This window comes from Stenotrophomonas sp. 71799_Sma (genome assembly GCF_056482505.1).
Genome location: NZ_CM151202.1, coordinates 14,636 through 32,621, shown reverse-complemented (window position 1 = coordinate 32,621; position 17,986 = coordinate 14,636). Strand labels below are relative to the sequence as shown.

The 17,986-nt window shown below is 58.2% G+C and carries 16 protein-coding genes and 1 pseudogene; 7 read left to right on the top strand and 10 right to left on the bottom strand.

Translation table 11 applies throughout. The features are described 5' to 3' along the window. Nucleotides 1-2: 2 nt before the first annotated feature. The 6 genes from ACZK4Z_RS00145 (at nucleotide 3) to ACZK4Z_RS00120 (ending at nucleotide 6,915) form a co-directional block, all read left to right on the top strand. Nucleotides 3-641 carry a hypothetical protein gene (locus ACZK4Z_RS00145; RefSeq protein ID WP_046272255.1) on the top strand — a complete coding sequence of 213 codons (639 nt, stop codon included), beginning with the start codon at nucleotides 3-5 and terminating at the stop codon, nucleotides 639-641. 39 nt (nucleotides 642-680) lie between these two features. Then, nucleotides 681-920 carry a hypothetical protein gene (locus ACZK4Z_RS00140; protein ID WP_005414985.1) on the top strand — a complete coding sequence of 80 codons (240 nt, stop codon included), beginning with the start codon at nucleotides 681-683 and terminating at the stop codon, nucleotides 918-920. Between the two features lie 165 nt (nucleotides 921-1,085). After that, nucleotides 1,086-2,420, top strand: coding sequence for an MFS transporter (locus tag ACZK4Z_RS00135; RefSeq protein WP_005414984.1), 1,335 nt, complete (start codon nucleotides 1,086-1,088; stop codon nucleotides 2,418-2,420). 686 nt (nucleotides 2,421-3,106) lie between these two features. Further along, nucleotides 3,107-4,834 (top strand): ATP-dependent nuclease, encoded by a 1,728-nt coding sequence (locus ACZK4Z_RS00130; protein WP_005414983.1) that lies wholly within the window; start codon nucleotides 3,107-3,109, stop codon nucleotides 4,832-4,834. Beyond that, nucleotides 4,824-6,245, top strand: a complete 1,422-nt coding sequence (locus ACZK4Z_RS00125; protein ID WP_012478642.1) for a UvrD-helicase domain-containing protein — start codon at nucleotides 4,824-4,826, stop codon at nucleotides 6,243-6,245. The genes ACZK4Z_RS00130 and ACZK4Z_RS00125 overlap by 11 nt, the downstream gene beginning before the upstream one ends. A gap of 244 nt (nucleotides 6,246-6,489) precedes the next feature. Beyond that, nucleotides 6,490-6,915: a hypothetical protein gene (locus ACZK4Z_RS00120; protein ID WP_125892599.1), complete on the top strand. Its 426-nt coding sequence runs from the start codon at nucleotides 6,490-6,492 to the stop codon at nucleotides 6,913-6,915. Here ACZK4Z_RS00120 and ACZK4Z_RS00115 read toward each other — a convergent pair. The 7 genes from ACZK4Z_RS00115 to ACZK4Z_RS00085 form a co-directional block, all read right to left on the bottom strand. Beyond that, the gene (locus ACZK4Z_RS00115; RefSeq protein ID WP_229302253.1) at nucleotides 6,878-8,944 is read right to left on the bottom strand and encodes an integrase; all 2,067 of its coding nucleotides are present in this window, start codon (nucleotides 8,942-8,944) and stop codon (nucleotides 6,878-6,880) included. The genes ACZK4Z_RS00120 and ACZK4Z_RS00115 overlap by 38 nt on opposite strands. Before the next feature lie 44 nt (nucleotides 8,945-8,988). Continuing rightward, nucleotides 8,989-10,830: a hypothetical protein gene (locus ACZK4Z_RS00110; protein ID WP_021204602.1), complete on the bottom strand. Its 1,842-nt coding sequence runs from the start codon at nucleotides 10,828-10,830 to the stop codon at nucleotides 8,989-8,991. A 90-nt stretch (nucleotides 10,831-10,920) separates the two neighbouring features. Beyond that, entirely contained in the window at nucleotides 10,921-12,222 is a 1,302-nt protein-coding gene (locus tag ACZK4Z_RS00105; RefSeq protein ID WP_012478638.1) for a tyrosine-type recombinase/integrase, read from the bottom strand. Between the two features lie 619 nt (nucleotides 12,223-12,841). Beyond that, entirely contained in the window at nucleotides 12,842-13,315 is a 474-nt protein-coding gene (locus ACZK4Z_RS00100) for an NIF family HAD-type phosphatase (RefSeq protein WP_021204601.1), read from the bottom strand. A 118-nt stretch (nucleotides 13,316-13,433) separates the two neighbouring features. After that, on the bottom strand, nucleotides 13,434-14,108 hold the full coding sequence (locus ACZK4Z_RS00095) for a hypothetical protein (protein WP_229298499.1): 675 nt from the start codon (nucleotides 14,106-14,108) through the stop codon (nucleotides 13,434-13,436). 413 nt (nucleotides 14,109-14,521) lie between these two features. Continuing rightward, nucleotides 14,522-15,613 (bottom strand): PA0069 family radical SAM protein, encoded by a 1,092-nt coding sequence (locus tag ACZK4Z_RS00090; protein ID WP_021204599.1) that lies wholly within the window; start codon nucleotides 15,611-15,613, stop codon nucleotides 14,522-14,524. Nucleotides 15,614-15,763: 150 nt separating this feature from the next. Further along, nucleotides 15,764-16,099 (bottom strand): hypothetical protein, encoded by a 336-nt coding sequence (locus ACZK4Z_RS00085; RefSeq protein WP_012478634.1) that lies wholly within the window; start codon nucleotides 16,097-16,099, stop codon nucleotides 15,764-15,766. Nucleotides 16,100-16,179: 80 nt separating this feature from the next. On the opposite strand from ACZK4Z_RS00085, the gene ACZK4Z_RS00080 reads away from it, so the two are divergent. Continuing rightward, nucleotides 16,180-16,404: a helix-turn-helix domain-containing protein gene (locus ACZK4Z_RS00080; RefSeq protein WP_478451088.1), complete on the top strand. Its 225-nt coding sequence runs from the start codon at nucleotides 16,180-16,182 to the stop codon at nucleotides 16,402-16,404. A gap of 159 nt (nucleotides 16,405-16,563) precedes the next feature. Here the strand turns inward: ACZK4Z_RS00080 and ACZK4Z_RS00075 are convergent. The 3 genes and pseudogenes from ACZK4Z_RS00075 to ACZK4Z_RS00065 form a co-directional block, all read right to left on the bottom strand. Further along, a pseudogene (locus tag ACZK4Z_RS00075) lies at nucleotides 16,564-16,800 on the bottom strand (radical SAM protein); the annotation flags it as partial. Between the two features lie 147 nt (nucleotides 16,801-16,947). Continuing rightward, on the bottom strand, nucleotides 16,948-17,691 hold the full coding sequence (locus ACZK4Z_RS00070) for a pyridoxine 5'-phosphate synthase (RefSeq protein WP_125892597.1): 744 nt from the start codon (nucleotides 17,689-17,691) through the stop codon (nucleotides 16,948-16,950). Nucleotides 17,692-17,700: 9 nt separating this feature from the next. Further along, complete coding sequence (locus ACZK4Z_RS00065; RefSeq protein ID WP_125892595.1) at nucleotides 17,701-17,970, bottom strand: hypothetical protein; 270 nt, start codon at nucleotides 17,968-17,970, stop codon at nucleotides 17,701-17,703. Between the last annotated feature and the right edge of the window lie 16 nt (nucleotides 17,971-17,986).

Below are 17,986 nucleotides of genomic sequence, written 5' to 3'. Positions count from 1 at the left end.
TCATGTCAATCACTATCAATCAACCACTTCCCACGACTGGCCGCCTGCTGAAGTCGACCCTTGTCGCTGCCGCCATTGCCGGCGCGCTTCTCGTTACGGCCGTTCTGCCGGCGGAGTACGGCATTGATCCCACCGGGATCGGCCGAGCGCTGGGCCTGACTGCCCTGGCAGACGGCGGAAGCACCGCCGCAGACCCGGCTACGCCGACGTCCTCGACAGCATCGGACGCAGCGACCACCTTGGCGGAAAAGGCTGCGGCTGCGTTCGGGGCGAACAAGGGGCAATCGCTTGATCCAGCCGCGGTATCGCTCACCAACGGTGAGCTTCGCCAGGACGCGATGACGATCACGCTGGAGCCGGGGAAAGGCAAAGAGGTCAAATCCCACATGGCTGCTGGCGCGGGAATGCTGTTCAGCTGGAAGGCGACCGGTGATGTAGCAGTCGATATGCATGGTGAGCGGCCCGACGTGAAGGGTGCATGGACCAGCTACGCCGTCGAAGCTGCGCAGCGGGAGGCGCACGGCACCTTCGTCGCGCCATTTGAAGGAACTCATGGGTGGTACTGGCAGAACCGAAGCGACACGCCGGTGACCGTGAGCATCGAACTTGTGGGCTACCAAGCCGACATCTATCAGCCGTAACACCCGGCACTTCGCCGACCCAACCCGAGGAGAAACAACATGAAAACTCATAGCGCAGTAATTGCCGGCCTGCTTTTCAGCATGTCCCTTTTCACCACGGCATCCGCTCATGATCCTGCCCTCCATGCCGATCCGGCTCCCCCGGCTGCTCCCAAGGCCAAGCCGACGACTTGCGAACAGCTTGCCGACCGTTCGAAGTACAAGGTGGACCTCAAGGATGCCCAGACCAAGGCGCTGAAGGAACGTTGCGACGCACAGGCAGCTCCGAAGAAGAAGTAAATCCACTCGGATTTAGCCAACGACCCTGCCATTCCGGCGGGGTCGTCACCTCGACCCGAACAGTGGTGGGCGTACACTCCGCCTGTCTGCCGCCTCTGCCCTGAATCCGGGCAAAAGGGCGCACACGGGTTGGTGCCGTCAGAACGTTGCTACCAGGACAATCCCATGCTCGAAGTACTGAGTCACCCGGCGTTTCGGCGCCTGTTTGGTGCCCAGATAGTCGCCCTGGTCGGAACCGGCTTGGCGACTGTCGCCCTTGCCCTCCTGGCCTACGACCTCGCTGGCAGCCAGGCCGGAGCGGTGTTGGGCACCGCGCTGGCGATCAAGATGGTCGTGTACGTGACCTTGGCGCCCGTTTCAGGAGCGTTGGTCCCTGCACGGCTGCGCAAGCGGGTGCTGATCGCACTCGATCTGGTTCGTGCGGTTGTGGCGGTCTGCCTGCCCTTCGTCACCGAGATCTGGCAGGTGTATGTCCTCATCGCTGTGCTGCAGTCGGCATCGGCATGTTTCACGCCGCTGTTTCAATCCACCATCCCCGAAATTCTTCAAGAAGAGCGTGATTACACCCGTGCGCTCTCACTTTCCCGATTGGCATATGACCTTGAAAGCCTGCTGAGCCCGGCGCTTGCTGCCGCACTGCTGACGATCATTAGCTTCCACGGGCTGTTCGCTGGTACCTCGGTAGGTTTCATCCTCTCGGCGCTGCTCGTCGCGTCCACCACCTTCCCGGCCCTCGCTGCGGTCTCTTCCAAGGACGGTCCCTATGCCCGAGCCATCCGTGGAATGCGAATCTACCTCCGCACACCGCGATTGCAGGGCCTGCTCGCGTTGAACCTCTGCGCCGCAGCCGGCGGCGCGATGGTGTTCGTCAATACGGTGGTTATGGTCCGCACCGTTCTGGGCGGGGCGGAGGAGCAGGTTGCATGGGCGCTGGCGGCCTTCGGAGGCGGGTCCATGCTGGTCGCACTTCTTCTTCCGAAGGTTCTCGACCGCATTTCGGACCGGACAGTAATGTTGGCTGCAGGACTGTTCATGTCAGTTGTCCTGGTTACCTTCCTTGGCGTCTGGTTTGCCCTGAAGGGACATCCCGGGTGGACGGCGGTCATTCCGGCCTGGACGCTGCTGGGCATGGCGTATGCCGGCTTGGTTACCCCCGGCGGGCGGCTGCTGCGGCGTTCGGCTGAGTCCGCCGATCTACCATTCCTCTTCGCTGCCCAATTTTCCCTATCGCATGTTTGCTGGTTGATCGCCTATCCACTCGCCGGGTGGGTTGGTGCGCGCTACGGCTTGCATGTTGCCTTGGCCGCCTTGGGGATTCTGGCCACACTCGGTTTGGTCGCCGCGTGGCGCAGATGGCCGGCGCACGATCCAGAGGAGATAGCGCATAAGCACGAACATCTTGCTGAGGACGACCCGCACCTCTTGGCACACCGAGACGTGGATGGCACGCACCGTCACCGGTTTGTCATCGATCAACTTCACACACGCTGGCCAGGCTGACCAAGGCGCCAGGCGGGCGGCGAGCACGGAGCTACCTACTTGCGAGTTTGGTCGCAGACGTACAAGTCCATGTCGACGTCATATCGACACGCGCGCCCACATTCGTAAGATCCCACTTCCTGCGCCCCTGGCAGTGGAGGGCTATTTCTCAGGGCGGCTATTGCAGCCGCCTGGCAATGCTCGAAGGTGTCGTAATCGCCATAAACAGCGTGACGGACTTCCTGAGTGGACGCGCCGGGCGGATAGACAAAGGCAGTCCAGCGCCCCTGGGACCCGCCGCAAGAAACCGCGACTATGGCGACGCCGACGGTTAAGGTTGTCCGACCGATGTCCATGGCCGAATCCTAGCACCGCCGCGCGCCGGGCGGACACCAGCTTAAGCCTATTCAGCTTCGCGAACCAATTTCCTTCGCTCAGGGAAGTCCGCTGTTGGCGATGAACGGACCTCCGTCGCCTGCAAGCGGGCAGGTGACCACGGAAGAAGCGACCTGGAACCGCTCTCTCAGTGTTGCCGCGTTACAGGTTAGGGAAGTTCGCGAAGCAGCTCGGCGTGGCGCCAAGTTCCACCAATGAGCCAATGACTGGCAGAACGCTTTAGGGCTAGGATTGCCTCAGGGGCGTAGTAGGAGTTGGTGTCAGTCTGCGTCCTACACGGACCGTTGACCAAGCCTCTTACAGGACGCCCCATGCCTCGAATTCGCCATTTGGCCATTCGGAACTTTCGATCCATCAAGGCGCTCGACTGGTCGCCCGCCCCGGGCATCAACTGTTTGATCGGTCCTGGCGATAGTGGCAAGTCCACCATCCTCGATGCCATCGACCTGTGCTTGGGTGCTCGACGAAGCATTTCCTTCGGCGACATGGACTTTTTTGACCTCGATGTCTCAGAGCCCATTCGTATTGCCGTGACATTCGGGGAACTGCCGGCATCGCTGATGGACATTGATGTCTATGGCGACTTCTTGCGAGGATTCGATTCGGTATTTGACACCCTAGAAGACGAACCCGCCGCGGGGTTGGAGACAGTGCTTACGCTGCTGCTTCAAGTCGGGGCGGACCTTGAGCCCAGCTGGACGCTGATCTCCGATAGGTCGCTTCAACAAGGCTTGGAACGAAGCCTGCCTTGGAAAGAACGCATCGTGTTAGCTCCGGCACGCATCGGCAGCTTTACAAGCTCCAACTTATCTTGGAGCCGCGGGTCGGTGCTCAACCGGCTAACAGACGAGCGCGCAGAATTGGGAGCCCAGCTCGCTCTAGCAGCGCGTCAGGCGCGCGCCAACTTTGGCGCTCAAGCATCGCCCCACCTGAGTCAGACACTCGGAATCGTCCGGACAACTGCCCAGAGCCTTGGAGTTGACGTCGGATCGATGCCGCAGGCCTTACTCGACTCGCACTCCGTCTCCATCGGCGAAGGCGCCATCGCGCTTCACAGCGAGGCAGGCATCCCCCTTCGGTCCCTTGGTACGGGTTCTTCTCGACTCTTGGTGACGGGACTTCAACGGGCCGCGGCGGAGTCAGCGCCGATTGCCTTGGTGGATGAGGTGGAATATGGGTTAGAGCCCCATCGGCTCATGCGGCTGCTGGATTCCTTGGGAGCCAAGGAGACGCCGCCGCCTCTCCAAGCGTTTCTCACAACACACTCCCCTGTGGCACTTCGTGAGCTTTCAGGTGAGCAGCTGCTTGTAGTTCGGCCACGACCGGCTGGCCATGTCGTCATTTCCGCTGGCTCGACCGACGAGATTCAAAGCACGCTGCGCACTGACCCGGAGGCCTTTCTGGCGAAGTCTGTGATTGTGTGCGAGGGAGCAAGCGAGGTAGGGTTTGTGCGTGGCCTCGATCTATGGGGGGTAGCCAGCAAAGAATCCTCTTTCTTGGCTTTAGGTGGTGCATACGTCAATGCAGGCGGAGGCACTCCGGACAACGCTTTTGCCCGAGCGACTGCGCTTATGGATCTGGGTTACCGAGTCCTCGTCTTCATAGACGCTGACAAACCTGCCGCTCCAGGTGTTGCAGAAGCATATCTTCAATCAGGCGGCAGCCTCGTGACTTGGCGGGCAGGAATGACGTTGGAGGACGAGCTGTTCCTCTGCCTTCCTGACACATCGATTGATGCCCTGCTCCTGAAGGCTAAAGAGCGTGTTGGCGAAGATCTTATGAACCAACAGCTGGTTGCCAAATCGAACGGTCTAACAACTTTGGCGTCCATCGAAGCGCTGAGGCCGAATTCACCCTATCCGCCTGATATTCGCGTACTGCTTGGCGAAGTCTCCCGTATCAAAAAGAATAGCTGGTTCAAGTCGCTTACGACTTACCAGTCAATCGTCCTGGATATCGTCTCTCGGGGCTACGCAAACGCGGACGCTAGCTTCAAGGCAGTAGTAGACCAACTCTGGGCCTTTACCCGTGCTGCCTGAAATCGATCTGCTAGCTATCCAACGCGGATCGATCACCGCCCCAGCAGGATGCGGCAAAACCCAGCTGATTGCCGAGGCGCTGGCATCCCACTCTGGGAACAGACCGATCCTTGTTCTGACTCACACAAATGCTGGCGTCACCGCGTTGAGGACACGCTTGAAACGCGCGGGGGTGCCCAGCTCTGCCTATCGGCTGTCGACGATTGATGGATTCGCTATGCGTCTCATCGCCAAGTTCCCGGCGCGCAGTGGCCATCATCCCCAACTCTTGGAGCTCAACAACGCGGGTAGCGACTACCCCGCGATCCGTGAATCATTCCGGCAACTCTTGGACTCGGGGCATATCGCTGCACCCATCGCAGCCACTTACGCCCGGCTTTTGGTTGACGAGTATCAGGATTGCAGCACCGTTCAGCACTCCATCGTGTCCACCCTCGCTGCGCTTTTGCCCACGTGCGTCCTCGGTGACCCTCTGCAGGCCATCTTCGGATTTGGCGGAAATCGGCTGGTTCACTGGGAACAAGACGTTCAATCGTCCTTCCCAGCAGCGGGTAGCCTTCGAACCCCTTGGCGCTGGCAAATTGCAGGTAATGAAGAGCTGGGCCAGTGGCTGCTATCCCAAAGGCATGCTCTTACGGCCGGCTTACCCATTGATCTAACTACGGCTCCGTCATCCGTTCGTTGGATCCAGCTGGTTGCCGGTAGTGAAGTGCAGCAAAGATTGACTGCGGCACGGACCAATGCGCCTGGTAGCCAAGGAACGGTTCTGGTAATTGGCGAGTCCATGAATGTTCAAGGCCGCCACCAACTCACCAGCCAAACGCCTGGGGCAATGGCGGTAGAAGCCGTGGACATGCGAGACCTCGTCAACTTCGCCAGGCAATTCAATCTTCAGGCTCCTAGTGCGCTGCAAGACTTGGCCACCTTCTCCGCTCTCATGATGACGGGCGTCGGCACGGCGAATCTAGTGACGCGTGTCGGTACCATTCGTAGAGGGAGAGCCAGGACACCTCCAACTCCTGTAGAAGCTGAGGCAGTCGCCTTTGAGTCCGAGCGGACCATGACGCGCGCCTTGCGGCTGGTGGACGCTTTGGCCGAACAGACAGGCACTCGGGTCTATCGGCCCGAGATTCTGCACTGCTGTCGATCAGCCATGCGAAGCGTTATCAACGGAGAGCAAGATCTATTAGGAGCCGCACTTCATGCCCGCGAGCGAAATCGTCACCTCAGCCGCCCCATTGCGCGCAGAGCAGTCGGCAGCACTCTCCTTCTGAAAGGTCTCGAGGCAGACATTGCCGTGGTCCTCTATCCGGAGAGCATGAGCGTGCAGAACCTCTATGTAGCCCTCACGCGTGGTGCGAAAGGGCTGGTGATCTGCTCCAGTACCCCAACGCTGACCCCGACCCCATAGCCTCAACCTAACCATTCTGCGCCCTATCAGGCACGAAGCTTTGCGGCGCTTCATCATTGCAATGGTCACAATGGACCTTGTCCCAAAGTCGTTGCTGAACATCTGGGTCTGAAGAACGTGGGTCTCGCCGGGCAGCGACTGCATCAGGATTGATTTCAAGGTTCTCCTTGTCCCACCTAGATGATTGGGCGGCGAAGGTGGCGTAGGCTATCTGCTTACCAATGATGCGTCAGCGGACAGCAGAATGAGCAGACCCAACTCAGTAGAGGATAAGGCATTGGCCGCTCTTGACCGCCTGGTGAAGCGACGCCCGACCAATGAACTGCTGAAGGCAAAGATGGCCGCAGGTCATCGGATCATCACGCCTACCGCGGTCGCGGCAGAGGCAGGAGTAAATAGAGGGAGCTTTGGATCAAGGCACGCTCGACTTGGGCACGTCTGGCTTAAAATTCAGGAGCTGGCTGAGGAGGAGAGGCGAGGCTCAGTAGCTGAAGAGCTCGCCAGGGTTAAGGCTGAGAACGCAAGGTTGAAGGCTCTGCTTTACAAGACCAACATCCACAACGCATCTCTCCAACTCGCAGTGTCCCGGCTTCAGAAGCAGAGTACCAAGAGAGACGATGGAGCAAATGTCGTCAACTTTCGCCGGAACGATCGGAAGCGTCCCCGGTAGCGTTGGATATCATCCTCAGCACTGCTCGACTCTGAACAACACGGCTCATAGCAATCTTGGAATACTGATCCCTAGAGTTGGTCCGCTCCATCTGGACAATGGCCTGATTTTTCAGGAGGCGATCCTCCCAAAAGTCCTTATGCTCTGGCAGGATGATGCAGCACTTGCACCCCGCGCACAGGCCGGGCGACCGTAGGCCGAAGTTCGGCGAGGCGCGGACAGTGAGGAGGCTTGCTTGTGGGTTGCAGCTGGAACGGTCAGGCAACATATCAATCAGGCAACTTGCGTAGGTCCCTGTCCATATCCGCAGGTCGGTGAGTTTCACGTATGCCACGGCCTTATCGATCGGCGTCTCTCCGTCCATCTTGGACAGTGCCTCGGTCATTGATTCGGCATGCTGCATGAGAAGACGCTGCGCCGGTCCACCTCCGATCGGCCTGCCGAGGGTGATTTGAACTAGGAACCGAGAGGTCTCCATGACTCTCTCTCCTTCCAAGTTCTCGAGCAGAGCCGCATCGTTTCCAATGTACCCTTGATCCGTGATCTGCTCGCTCATGTGACGGAAGTGCGTCCGTAGCGCTGGCATTAGTTCCGGCTTGGATCGGAACACATAGTGCGCAAAGGTGATCCTCCATCGCTGCGGGCGTAGGTACCTCACCTCGTAAACAGCTTGCGTCGTTTCGATGCCACGCTTCTTCGTGAGGGCTTCGACGGCAAACTCACGTTGCAGCAGAGAATTTCTGGATGCTGTCATTCGGCCGATTCCATCGGGACCCGATGGAAGGGACTTGGCGTGGGAGAAGCTGAGCATCAGTGACTTAGTGCCCGATAGTGCTCGCCAAGGCTCCATTAGCCGCACCAGCACCTCGACGGATTTCAGCACGATCGGCAGGTGATTCGTGCCCAACGGGCGCAGTCCGGCAGTCCACTCATGGCGAGTCGCTTCCCTTTTGGCGGAAATGCCACAGATGGAGAACACCTCCATTAGTCCGTCTAGCGACGTCACTGACTTGACCACACCGTGCTGTAGCGTCGGATCGTGGTCCAGGGAGAGGCCAATCAGCTCATGAGCTCGAATCCCGGTGCATCCCTGCAGCAAGACACTGCATGCGCTTTGAGTCATTAGTATTAGGCGTCTCAGGCCCTGAGTTCCGCTAATCTCGCGCTCGTCACCAGCGTCATCAATCCGATCTATGGTGGCCAATGGCTCATGCCAGGGTGTCAGTGTCCCTGGGATCGGGCTCATCTGGAACTCCTCGATGTGCCGTTTGATCTGACGAAAGCAGGCGATTCGTCTCGGTCCCGTAGCACTTCTTGCGTCGATCAGCATCGGGATGACCTCAGCCTGAAGTCTGATCACATCCTCCGAGCCGTACTCAATCCATTCACATGCGTAGGAAAGAATCGGTACCGAGATCTCGTCCGGGACAGGCATCAATCCACCCGTTCGAGCAAGCCCGAGCGGCTCTGTCACGACGTCGTAGGTCTTTCTTCCGTCAAACGGCGCTTCGCACGGTGCTTGTCCGCCTCTGGCGCGCAAGCTGTCCGCGATTTCGTAGATCTGTGTAAGTGGATGGATGAGTTTGTAGGCGGTCGCATGCGTCCACGCCCTGTCTCGACCGGCATCACTTCGGGCCGTCATGTACTGCTCTTCGAGACCTTCGACGTAGTCCCAGCTCATCGCCGTGGTGATATCGAAGAGGGAGTGGATCTCCCGCTCTCCCATGAACTTCACCAGCTCCCTCATGCCCATGTAAGTGCCAGGGATAGACCCAACCGTCATACGTACGGTGTCCTCAATGATGGCGGTCTTGAGGTAGCACTTCAGCTCAGAGAGCAGTCCTCTGTGCTTGTAGTCCGTGAGCAACTCTCCGCGTGCCACAGGGATTGCCCAGTCAACTGTGACAAACTCCTTCTGTTGGCCGACCGTGGTCTGGGCAAAGGTCCAGACATCACTGTCATAGTCAACTTGGAAGGAAGGATGCAGGGTCGCTGCCTGCGCTGTTTCGACCTTTCTTGCTGCGGGCATAGCCATATCTCTAGAATTGATTCGCTAGTGGCGGTACAGCCGGACTATTCAAGTCCAGGCAGGGGCGTCAGCATGATCATCATCGCTGATTGTCGATTCGCAGTTGTGCTCACTGCTGGGATCCATGAATCGCGGAGAGCGAGATAGGCATTCTCGAACTTTCGCCTCCAGATCTCGCTGCCGAGCTCTGCCCTGGCTTCTTCGTATAGCTCCTGCAGTTGAAGAAAGCGCGCGAGCGCGTAGGCTTCGTTTGGATCAGCTGCGGCGAGCGGGCATGCAGGACAGGAACCATAGCTGGTGCAGAGCTTTCCATGGCGCTGCCCTGGTTGAGGACTTTGGAATGGATCTGCACAGCAGAAGCCCTGCGTGGCTGCCGTTTGCTCACGATCACTTCGGGCGGAGCGTGTGTCGATCTTTCCATTTGAAGTCACCCAGCGCTCCTGTGCGGTCATGGCTCCTGCCAGCTGTTCCTTTTGCCGATGCTGCATCGTGGTTGTCTGGTAACTGTCTTGACCAGTTGACAGTAGCCGATGGCCTAGCATTGCTCGGAGCTCGAAGGCGTCGCCGTCGGTCAGCCCATCAACCGCTTCGGAGAACGCAAGCCTGTTTGCTTGAGAGCCAGAGTACTTAAGCCCCCTTCGTTTGCAGAACAACGTGATGTAACCGGTCACCCGCGTGGTCACGTCGTCGGTTCTGGCTGAGTAGGAGTCGATGTGCATTCCTCGGCGCTTGTGCCGCCCGCCTTCGGAAACTGCGTGGAGGAAGAAGTCATTGGCAAGCTCACCAGCAGCGTAGTCTCTGATTCGTTTGGTCCAAGCAATAACGAAACTGATCAATCTTTCAGGCGCTAGCGGGTGATCGCTAGCGGGGAAGGCTGCTCGCTGTGTCGCGCCCTGAGCGGAACTTCCAGCCCTGCGCTTGGAGGACTTGATCACCGTTCGCTTTTGTCCAAGCGGGTAGTGCTCCGATATGCCATTCAGGGTGAGTGTTCTAAGTGGCTGCTCGTTGAAGCCCGAGTGCATGGCTAGTACGAGAAAGAATGGGATCAGATCGCCGCCGATCGGGTGCGCTAGTCTCCTCAGACGGAAGTACTCGCTTTCGCTGATCTTTCCTACGCCTGGGAGCTTGTGAACCGCGCCTTGGCGAGGAAGATGACCGTCAAAGTTTGCCAATATTTGAGCAATTGCCTCTGCCGGATCGCTTAGCGATACAGCGTCGCCCTTTTTCTTCTGAGCGAGGGCACTGTGAACCCTATCTAGAAGCGGCCACACTTCGTCCATTGTCGATATGCATTCTTCGACCGCCGCCTTCATGACGTTGGCCCAAGCCGCACGGTCCAGCTCTTTCGGCTTGCTCTTCCGTGGCAGTCCTGCGAACGGCTTTGGCGGAATACGGATCACCTTCCACCGTGGATCCATCTCGTGCAGCGCAAGAACGACCTTCTTGAAGGTCCCGTAATAGTGGCGCTGGGTCTCCACCGAGAGAACTGTCGGGTGCGTGGTATCCCTACCTTTCAGATACGTTAGAAAGGACTCGCCGAGATCCATTGGAGTGTCGTCTGGGCCGCTTATCTTTACCCCTTTTACGGTTAGGTACTGCACCAGGCCACTCACGATGTTGTTAGCTGAAGAGGATCTAGTCGTCTCCCTGCTGTTCTTGTTAGCTCGGCAGAACGCCTCGGCGAAGAGCGGTGCCGCTGCACCTATGCCCTTCCACCGGCTGAGATTAACGATGTTGTCGCGCAGGTCTCCGGCGCGCCTGAACGCGACTTCTAGGCGACCAGCGCTCTCGCGGACATCCCATTTCTTTGTGTTGCCTACCTTTTCCTCAACTACTACGGCGTGCCGCAGCTGGGCGGATCTTCTTCCTGCCACGTAACGCTCCAATCCGTGTTCAATCTGATTTGATAAGGTGAGTCGGTCACATGCGAGGAGTAGTGCGTATGCTGGCCGTGGAGCCGTGTGAGCTCCAACTCGTCAGGCCTCGACGCCGATTCGCATAAAGGGTTGACCTTCAAGGTGCAGTCTGATCGATTCCCTGGTTTCGCTCTCGAATGCGTTCGCGCTTCGCAGGTAGATGGACTCAGTCGTATCCCTGAGACTGTGTCCCAGTACCGACTGAACATACTTGATCGCATCCATGTCACCGTTTGCGCGCTTCTCCATGTACGTGTACAAGGCGAAGGTGTGTCGAAGGGCGTGAATGGTTATTCGCTCGCGCTGCGTGGATTCGTAGCGAGCCAGGTCACGCTCTTTGGAGAGCCGTTTGAGCAGCCTGTCCTTGGCCTGGGCGAAATGCCGGTCGAAGATCTGCGGGGTTATCGGATTGCCCGCATGCTTGCGGTTGTTTGCGTCGAGGACGAATAGGACGCCGTGATCCTCGAGCTTGTGGTATCCCAGTCGGAGGTCAACGAGGCGCTGCCGAACACCTTTGGCATAGCGCTTCAACGCGTTGAGTAGCCAGACTGGAACGGGAACATTGCGCTTCTTGTTACCTTTCCCGAGCACGGGGATGGCGACTGCAGTGAGAGGATCGCGCCCTTCCGTACGGGCCTGAAGGATGGTTTTCGCTTTGAGATCGCACACTTCCGCCCGCCTCAGTCCTGCTTGATAGCAAAGCTCAGCCATCAATCGCTGCGCCGTGGTTGCGTATGCCAGTTCAACCAGACCGTTTCGCTCGAGCACAGGGTTTGGACCTAGTTCGTCAAGAATACCGACGACGGTCTCGGGATGGAGCGCAGTGATGAGTTCGTCAGCGTCGTTCAGCCCGGGAAGGTCGACGCCAACGTCGAGAACTTGAACAGTTCCTCGCTTCGTCTGCTTGCTCAGCAGCGCTGGTGCCTTCCTCAGGTATCCCCGTTTCACGCAGAATGCGATTAGCTTGGTCACGGTCGACCATCTTCGATGAATAGTCGCGGCGGCGAGCTTATCCAAGGTCACCGCAGAGTCCAGGTCAGTCAAGGTGTCCGCATAGGATCTGAGGAGATCCTCATCTACGTCGGAAACGAGCTTTTTTCTTGCGTCAAGAAAGTGATGGAAGTCGGTGAGGTCAGCCGCGATAGCTGCGGTTGTGTTCTTGCTGCAGGCAAGCTTTGGCTTTGGACCGATCGTTAGATGGGCATCTGCAAAGAATTCAAAAGCGGGCTGAACGATCGTTCCATCAGACCTGCTGACCAAAAAGCAGAAGCCTTCGGGTAAGGGTACGCCTTGCGCACACTTGATTCCTGTCGCTTCCGAAGCGATTGCACGTGCGGTGCATATTTCGACGTCATAGACCATGGCGCCGAAAGCTATCAGGTATACGGAAAGTTTTTTTTGCTGTGAGCCTTACGGTACGTTAACAACTGAAATGAGAATCATGCCTACTTTTTACTTCCATTGATTCATATATTTACGCGTGATCGTGACCCTACTGGTACGCTCGGTGTGAAGGAAGACCTGCTCGCTGGTACGGGGGAAGTGCGCAACAGAGAGGTGGGTTCGTTCGTCGCGCAGGCTAGATTTGCTCCTTCAGTACCAATGTTGGTGTCCGCTTGGCGCGGCAATCGGTAGCGCGCGGTCAATGGCTACCCAAGGCTGGCAGTGAGTTGACATCATCAATCGGGAGACGCCGCGGTTGCTACTGCGCGTTCTTTAGGGAAGCGTGTTGGCTGGGCAGTGGGTACGCCTGGAGCTACCGATTCAATTGCTGCCGGCAAAGGTAAGGTTGCCGCAACGCCACTGCACCACTTTTGATTGCTGGCAACCTTTGGTTGGCCGTCTCCGGGTTCTCCGGAGCGACGCTATCAAAGAGTTTCTCGAGTGCTGCCCGCGTGCTGATCCCTAACTGTGCCGAATGTGCGAGAGGACGGCCGCTGCATACGCGCTCTTTCAACGAGCCATCGAGACAACGCGCTGCTCAGCCATGATCGGCGATCATGTGGCCAAGGTCGGATGCACTCTGCAGTTCAATGATGCGATCGGTCAGGCGTTCAGCTGCGATCTGCAACCCGTCATCGTCTGACGAGTACGGGGAGCCGAACAGCGGGATCTCGACCCACAGTCTCTCCTGCCCATCATGCACATAGGGGCCATGGTCATCCAAGAGAAGGGCTTCACCCACGTGGGGGGAGACATAGGAAAGATCCTTTGTCCTTCCAGACCAGTGGATGTATCGAAGCTCGACAAACCATGCCGGAACACTGCCTTCCCTAGCCAGGAGTCCGGCAATTCTTCTTGCAAGTGCCTCGGGAACCGTAGTGAACAGTACAAGTTCCTCGAACTGCGATCGGACATCCTCTAGGAACCGGTGAAGCCCAGGGCGAGGAATCTGACTGACTGCGTTGGAGATGAGCGTGCCTTCGAGGTCCAGTGCCAGGATGGTTGGCTTCATTGGGAGTTCCTGTCTAAGCTTCTAAGCCTGAGTAAACGCATCGGTAGGTAGCTATCCATGGCGTGGGTCACAGGGTACCGGTTCGGGCTACGCCCCTCTGAAACTTTGCCCAACCACTTCACTTCCGTTGGATTGCTTCTGAGACCTCTACGGCCCAACGCGAGGTGTGGATGATCCTGGTCTCCTGCAGCTGCTCTTGAAGGATCTGGCGTTTGGTGAGCTGAGACACCGCCTCCCACTCGTTCCTGAAGATGTAAGTGGCATTGCCTGACTCGGGACTCTCGAACACGTATCGATTCCTTCCCGTGAACCCAAAAACGATGTACTCACTGAAACCGCCTAATCCGACTGCCATGAAGTCGGGCTCGTGACGAGTGATGGTCCGGATGCGCTGCTTAGCGACTGCGCGGTCGCTGTCGGTCAACTGCTTCAGATAACTATCCAATACCTGCATCGCTCTATCGAACGGGAACTTCCCCGGAGGGAGAATGCGCCAGTTGATCTTCTCGACCCTGACCGGCACCGCGAGGTCCGGGTCAACGATTTCGAAGTGTTGGAAGCATTCCAGGTAGATGTTGAGGAGGTTTGCAATGCTCTCTTCTGGCTCCGTCCGGTCAATGATCCTAGTAGCCATTGCGATACCACTGTCTGTATCTACAGCAGTGAGGAATTCACCAGGTGGTGCAACGTATTCCCTGGGATAGGTCTCATAGGATCTTGTCTGAGTACCGTGGTGAGTGTGTCCGTGCCAGTCCTTCCACGAGGTATTGATTGATCGAGACTTGGTGACCATCGGAAGGTCCTTTCGGATGATCTCTTTGCCTCGGGCATTGAATAACGTCGCGGGTCCTTCGGCGCTTGGCACAATGGAAGCGCCTGCGAGCGGAAGGTCGTCGAATCCCAGCATCGCCGCTTGGTGTTCTGTGAGTGGGCCGCTAAGAATGCGAAACTGTGGCAGCCGCTCAATCGTGCTTCGGTAGACTGATAAACCTCTCACTTGCTTGGGCATACGCTGGTCCTTTTCATGAGGAAGCGGGATAACCAAATATGTTTGGAAAGCCGTCTAAGCTTGCTGCGGAGGAGATGCTATTTCCTTTTCGGGGAGATGCTATCAGTACTCAGAAACCTAGGACGCTCTGTCCCTGTAGGCGCCGCTCGGACTGCATCCATAGCTTTGTACTGATGCTAGCCTCGTTTTCCGTTCGGCTAGAAAAGTTGCCCCTGTGGCGACTTGTCTTGGGGAGGTTGAAAAAGATGAGTGGCCAGCGCTGGCAGCCTAGTGAAACCGAGTTCACGATGCTTCTTTTCAAAGCGCTTCCGGATCAAGTCCGCTACAGGGCCAGTTCCGGACATCCTGGTGCCAAAGCTGGCGTCATACTCCTTTCCACCATGCATCTGTCGCATCAAGCTAAGCACGTGCGCAGCGCGGTCCGGATAGTGCAGCTCGAGCCATTCTCTCCAAATGTCCTTAATCTCGTTGGGTAGCCTGAGAAGCACGTAGCCTGCTGCCCGAGCGCCGTGTTCGTGAGCAGCCTCAAGGATGGCTTCTAGGTCATGGTCGGTGATCATGGGAATGACCGGCGCGATCAAAACCCCTACCGGTACTCCTGCCTCGTGCAGCTGATTCATTGCTCGCAGCCTTGCGTGGGGAGCAGCAGCTCGTGGTTCCAGTTTTGCAGATAGCTTCCTGTCGAGCGTGGTGACCGAGAAGTAGACCGTAACCAACCGATCCTTGGCCATCGACGCCAGCAGTTCGACGTCCCTGGTGATCAAGGCACTCTTGGTGACGAAGCTCACCGGATGCTTGGCATCAGCAAGCACCTCAAGGCATTGGCGTGTAATTTGGTAATTCCTTTCAATCGGCTGATAGCCGTCTGTGTTTATCCCCAACGCAATCGGGGTGCACTTGTAGTTCGACTTGCTAATTTCTGCTCTGAGGCGCTCCGGGGCATTTGTCTTTGCAAACAGGCGCGTCTCGAAGTCTAAGCCTGGTGAAAGGCTCAAGTAGGAGTGAGAAGGGCGAGCAAAACAGTAAACACAGCCATGCTCGCAGCCGCGGTACGGGTTGACCGACGCGCTAAAGCCAACGTCAGGGGATGAGTTGTGGCTGATCACTGTGCGCGCTCGCTCTTCCTGCACCTGAGTTCTCAGCGGTGGCGCGTCTTCCATCTCCTGGTAGACCGACTCCCAGCCGTCGTCGACTCCCACTGTTGCAGTGGTATCGAAACGGCTTGGGACACGCGATGCGGCCCCTCTGCCTTTGAGGGGAACTTGGGCCTTTCGAGCATCCTGTTCCATGGCGACAACTTGGGAAGGTCGGGCCGTTAGTATTATTGCTAACCACAGGCGCCGCAACACCGTGAAATTCAGCTAGCTGTAGGCCATACGGTCGTTTGGCGAGTAGGTTCTGCCCAGGCTTATCCACAGCTTCGGCTGGCAAGGCCTTTATCAGCTGCGTTGGCCATGGAGCGCTTTGGCTTCCGCCAAGAAGATCTGCATCAATGCCCGCGATCGACGTGTTGCTGCAGGCAGTGGAATGCCCAACTGTGCGCAGAGCGAAGTCGCATATGCCATCTGTGCACCCGTGGGCGGCTTGATGTCCCAATCCGTTAGCTGGGGGATGAGCTTTGAGAGCTCTTCTGCCAGGCGGTACTCAAAGCCTCTTGCTTGCCCTTCCTCTTCTTGCATTCGACGCATCTGCATAGCGACCTGCTCCCTGCCCATGGGAGAAAAGGGAAGCTCAAGAGTGAACTCCAGTTCCGGACATACGAGGTAAAAGTTCATGGGAGATGCAATTAGTACTTATAAGTAGACTACCTTTAGAGGCGTAGTCTTTAAAGTACTGGAACCACAAGCTGCTTCGTATGGTCGAGCATACGAACCAAGCGAAACTTGCAGATGTGATCCGCGCGCATCGCATTGATCTGGGTGTCAGCCAAGAAGCCTTTGCTGACCACATCCAGATGCACCGCGCCTACTACAGCAAGATCGAGCGTGGCGAAAAGAACCTCACTCTCGTTACCTTGGAGCGAGTTGCTAAAGGCATGGGTACCTCGATGTCGGCCCTGCTGCGCGCCGCAGGGCTCTAACACTCTTTGCAGACCACGAAGGTTGGCCAACCTCTCCAGGATGGGCGTGTTTGGCCGGCACTGCGCGGGGGATTGTGCCGATAGCAATGTGTTTACTGATTATTCTCTAACCTGTTGATCTATATGGATTTATCTAGTGAACAATCAGGGGGTATTGATACCATGCTCACAACCGCGGTACGGATTCACCGACTGGCTGAAGCCGACGTCCGGCGAGGTGTTGCGGCTGATGATGCTGCGCGCGGTCTCGGCACGCACTTCGGTACGCAGGCGAGGGGCAAGGAACTCCTCGCTCTCGTCGACCGCCCAGCCGTCGTCCACCGCCTCGCTGACAGTGCTTTCAAAGCGCCCGGCAAGGTGGGACGTGGAACCTCGGCCCTTGATCGCAATACCCATTGCGGCAGGGTAAGTCGCGGCCGTCTCAGTGGCTGCGACGGCCGCCTGAAGGGTTCAGCGCCACCCGTAGAGTCGAGCCGTGCTCGACTCCCACCCAGGGTGGCCCAAGACCGAAGTCGAGCAGGGCTCGACGCTACAGGGGGAGGGTCAGAGCAGCGCCAGGTACCCGCGCACCGTGGCGTCCAGCCCGTCGTACAGCGCCTCACCGATCAGCGCGTGGCCGATCGACACCTCCAGCACGTCCGGCACGTTGGCCAGGAAATCGCGCAGGTTGTCCTGCGACAGATCGTGGCCGGCGTTCACGCCCAGGCCAACGGCCTGTGCACGGCGTGCGGCAGTGGCGAACAGCGCCAGCATCGCGTCAGCATCACCAGCCGCATGCGCCTCCGCATAGGGCCCGGTGTACAGCTCGATGCGGTCCGCACCCACCTCGGCCGCCTGCTCCAGCAACGGGTTGCCGGCATCGACGAACAGGCTGACCCGGCAACCCATCGCTTTCAGTTCGGTGATCAATGGGCGCAACCGCTCGGCATCGCGCTCGAAGTCGAAACCGTGGTCGGACGTGATCTGCCCATCGCCATCCGGTACCAGGGTGGTCTGCGCCGGGTGGGTCTGTGCACACAGCGGGAGCAGCCCCGGATAACCCTCGCGCGGCGGTGCGAACGGATTGCCTTCGATGTTGAACTCCACCCCACGCGCACGGGTCAGCGTGGACAGGGCCAGCACGTCCTCGGCGGTGATATGACGGCGGTCCGGTCGCGGATGCACGGTGATGCCATGCGCGCCGGCATCCAGGCAGGCCTGGGCGGCGCGTACCACGTCCGGTTCGGCACCACCGCGCGAATTGCGCAGGACGGCGATCTTGTTGACGTTGACGCTGAGCTGGGTCATGGAACGAAACTACTTGGAAAGAGGGGATGGATCGTGATCGTTGGGGTCGTCACCGCGGCGGGCCTGGGCCTGTTCGCGCAGGCGGCGCAGTTCTTCGGCATCGACCAGTGTGGACGGATCGCGCTGTGGATCACCGAAACGGGCCACGTAGCGGCCACGCACCCAGGCCAACAGGAAGGCGAGGGCGGCCAGCAGGCACAGGGTCATCAGCCCGGGGCTGGGGGTCTTCAGCGCGAAGGCGAAAGAGCCCAGCGCCAGCAGCAGGTACAACCAGTACATAGTCGGGCTCCCCGGA

What these genes read in the sequence shown, in the direction of transcription:
- ACZK4Z_RS00145 (WP_046272255.1), top strand. Translation starts at nt 3, where the DNA reads ATGTCAATCACTATCAATCAACCACTTCCCACGACTGGCCGCCTGCTG.
- ACZK4Z_RS00140 (WP_005414985.1), top strand. Translation starts at nt 681, where the DNA reads ATGAAAACTCATAGCGCAGTAATTGCCGGCCTGCTTTTCAGCATGTCC.
- ACZK4Z_RS00135 (WP_005414984.1), top strand. Translation starts at nt 1,086, where the DNA reads ATGCTCGAAGTACTGAGTCACCCGGCGTTTCGGCGCCTGTTTGGTGCC.
- ACZK4Z_RS00130 (WP_005414983.1), top strand. Translation starts at nt 3,107, where the DNA reads ATGCCTCGAATTCGCCATTTGGCCATTCGGAACTTTCGATCCATCAAG.
- ACZK4Z_RS00120 (WP_125892599.1), top strand. Translation starts at nt 6,490, where the DNA reads ATGAGCAGACCCAACTCAGTAGAGGATAAGGCATTGGCCGCTCTTGAC.
- ACZK4Z_RS00115 (WP_229302253.1), bottom strand. Translation starts at nt 8,944, where the DNA reads ATGCCCGCAGCAAGAAAGGTCGAAACAGCGCAGGCAGCGACCCTGCAT.
- ACZK4Z_RS00105 (WP_012478638.1), bottom strand. Translation starts at nt 12,222, where the DNA reads ATGGTCTATGACGTCGAAATATGCACCGCACGTGCAATCGCTTCGGAA.
- ACZK4Z_RS00100 (WP_021204601.1), bottom strand. Translation starts at nt 13,315, where the DNA reads ATGAAGCCAACCATCCTGGCACTGGACCTCGAAGGCACGCTCATCTCC.
- ACZK4Z_RS00095 (WP_229298499.1), bottom strand. Translation starts at nt 14,108, where the DNA reads ATGGTCACCAAGTCTCGATCAATCAATACCTCGTGGAAGGACTGGCAC.
- ACZK4Z_RS00090 (WP_021204599.1), bottom strand. Translation starts at nt 15,613, where the DNA reads ATGGAACAGGATGCTCGAAAGGCCCAAGTTCCCCTCAAAGGCAGAGGG.
- ACZK4Z_RS00085 (WP_012478634.1), bottom strand. Translation starts at nt 16,099, where the DNA reads ATGAACTTTTACCTCGTATGTCCGGAACTGGAGTTCACTCTTGAGCTT.
- ACZK4Z_RS00080 (WP_478451088.1), top strand. Translation starts at nt 16,180, where the DNA reads ATGGTCGAGCATACGAACCAAGCGAAACTTGCAGATGTGATCCGCGCG.
- ACZK4Z_RS00070 (WP_125892597.1), bottom strand. Translation starts at nt 17,691, where the DNA reads ATGACCCAGCTCAGCGTCAACGTCAACAAGATCGCCGTCCTGCGCAAT.
- ACZK4Z_RS00065 (WP_125892595.1), bottom strand. Translation starts at nt 17,970, where the DNA reads ATGTACTGGTTGTACCTGCTGCTGGCGCTGGGCTCTTTCGCCTTCGCG.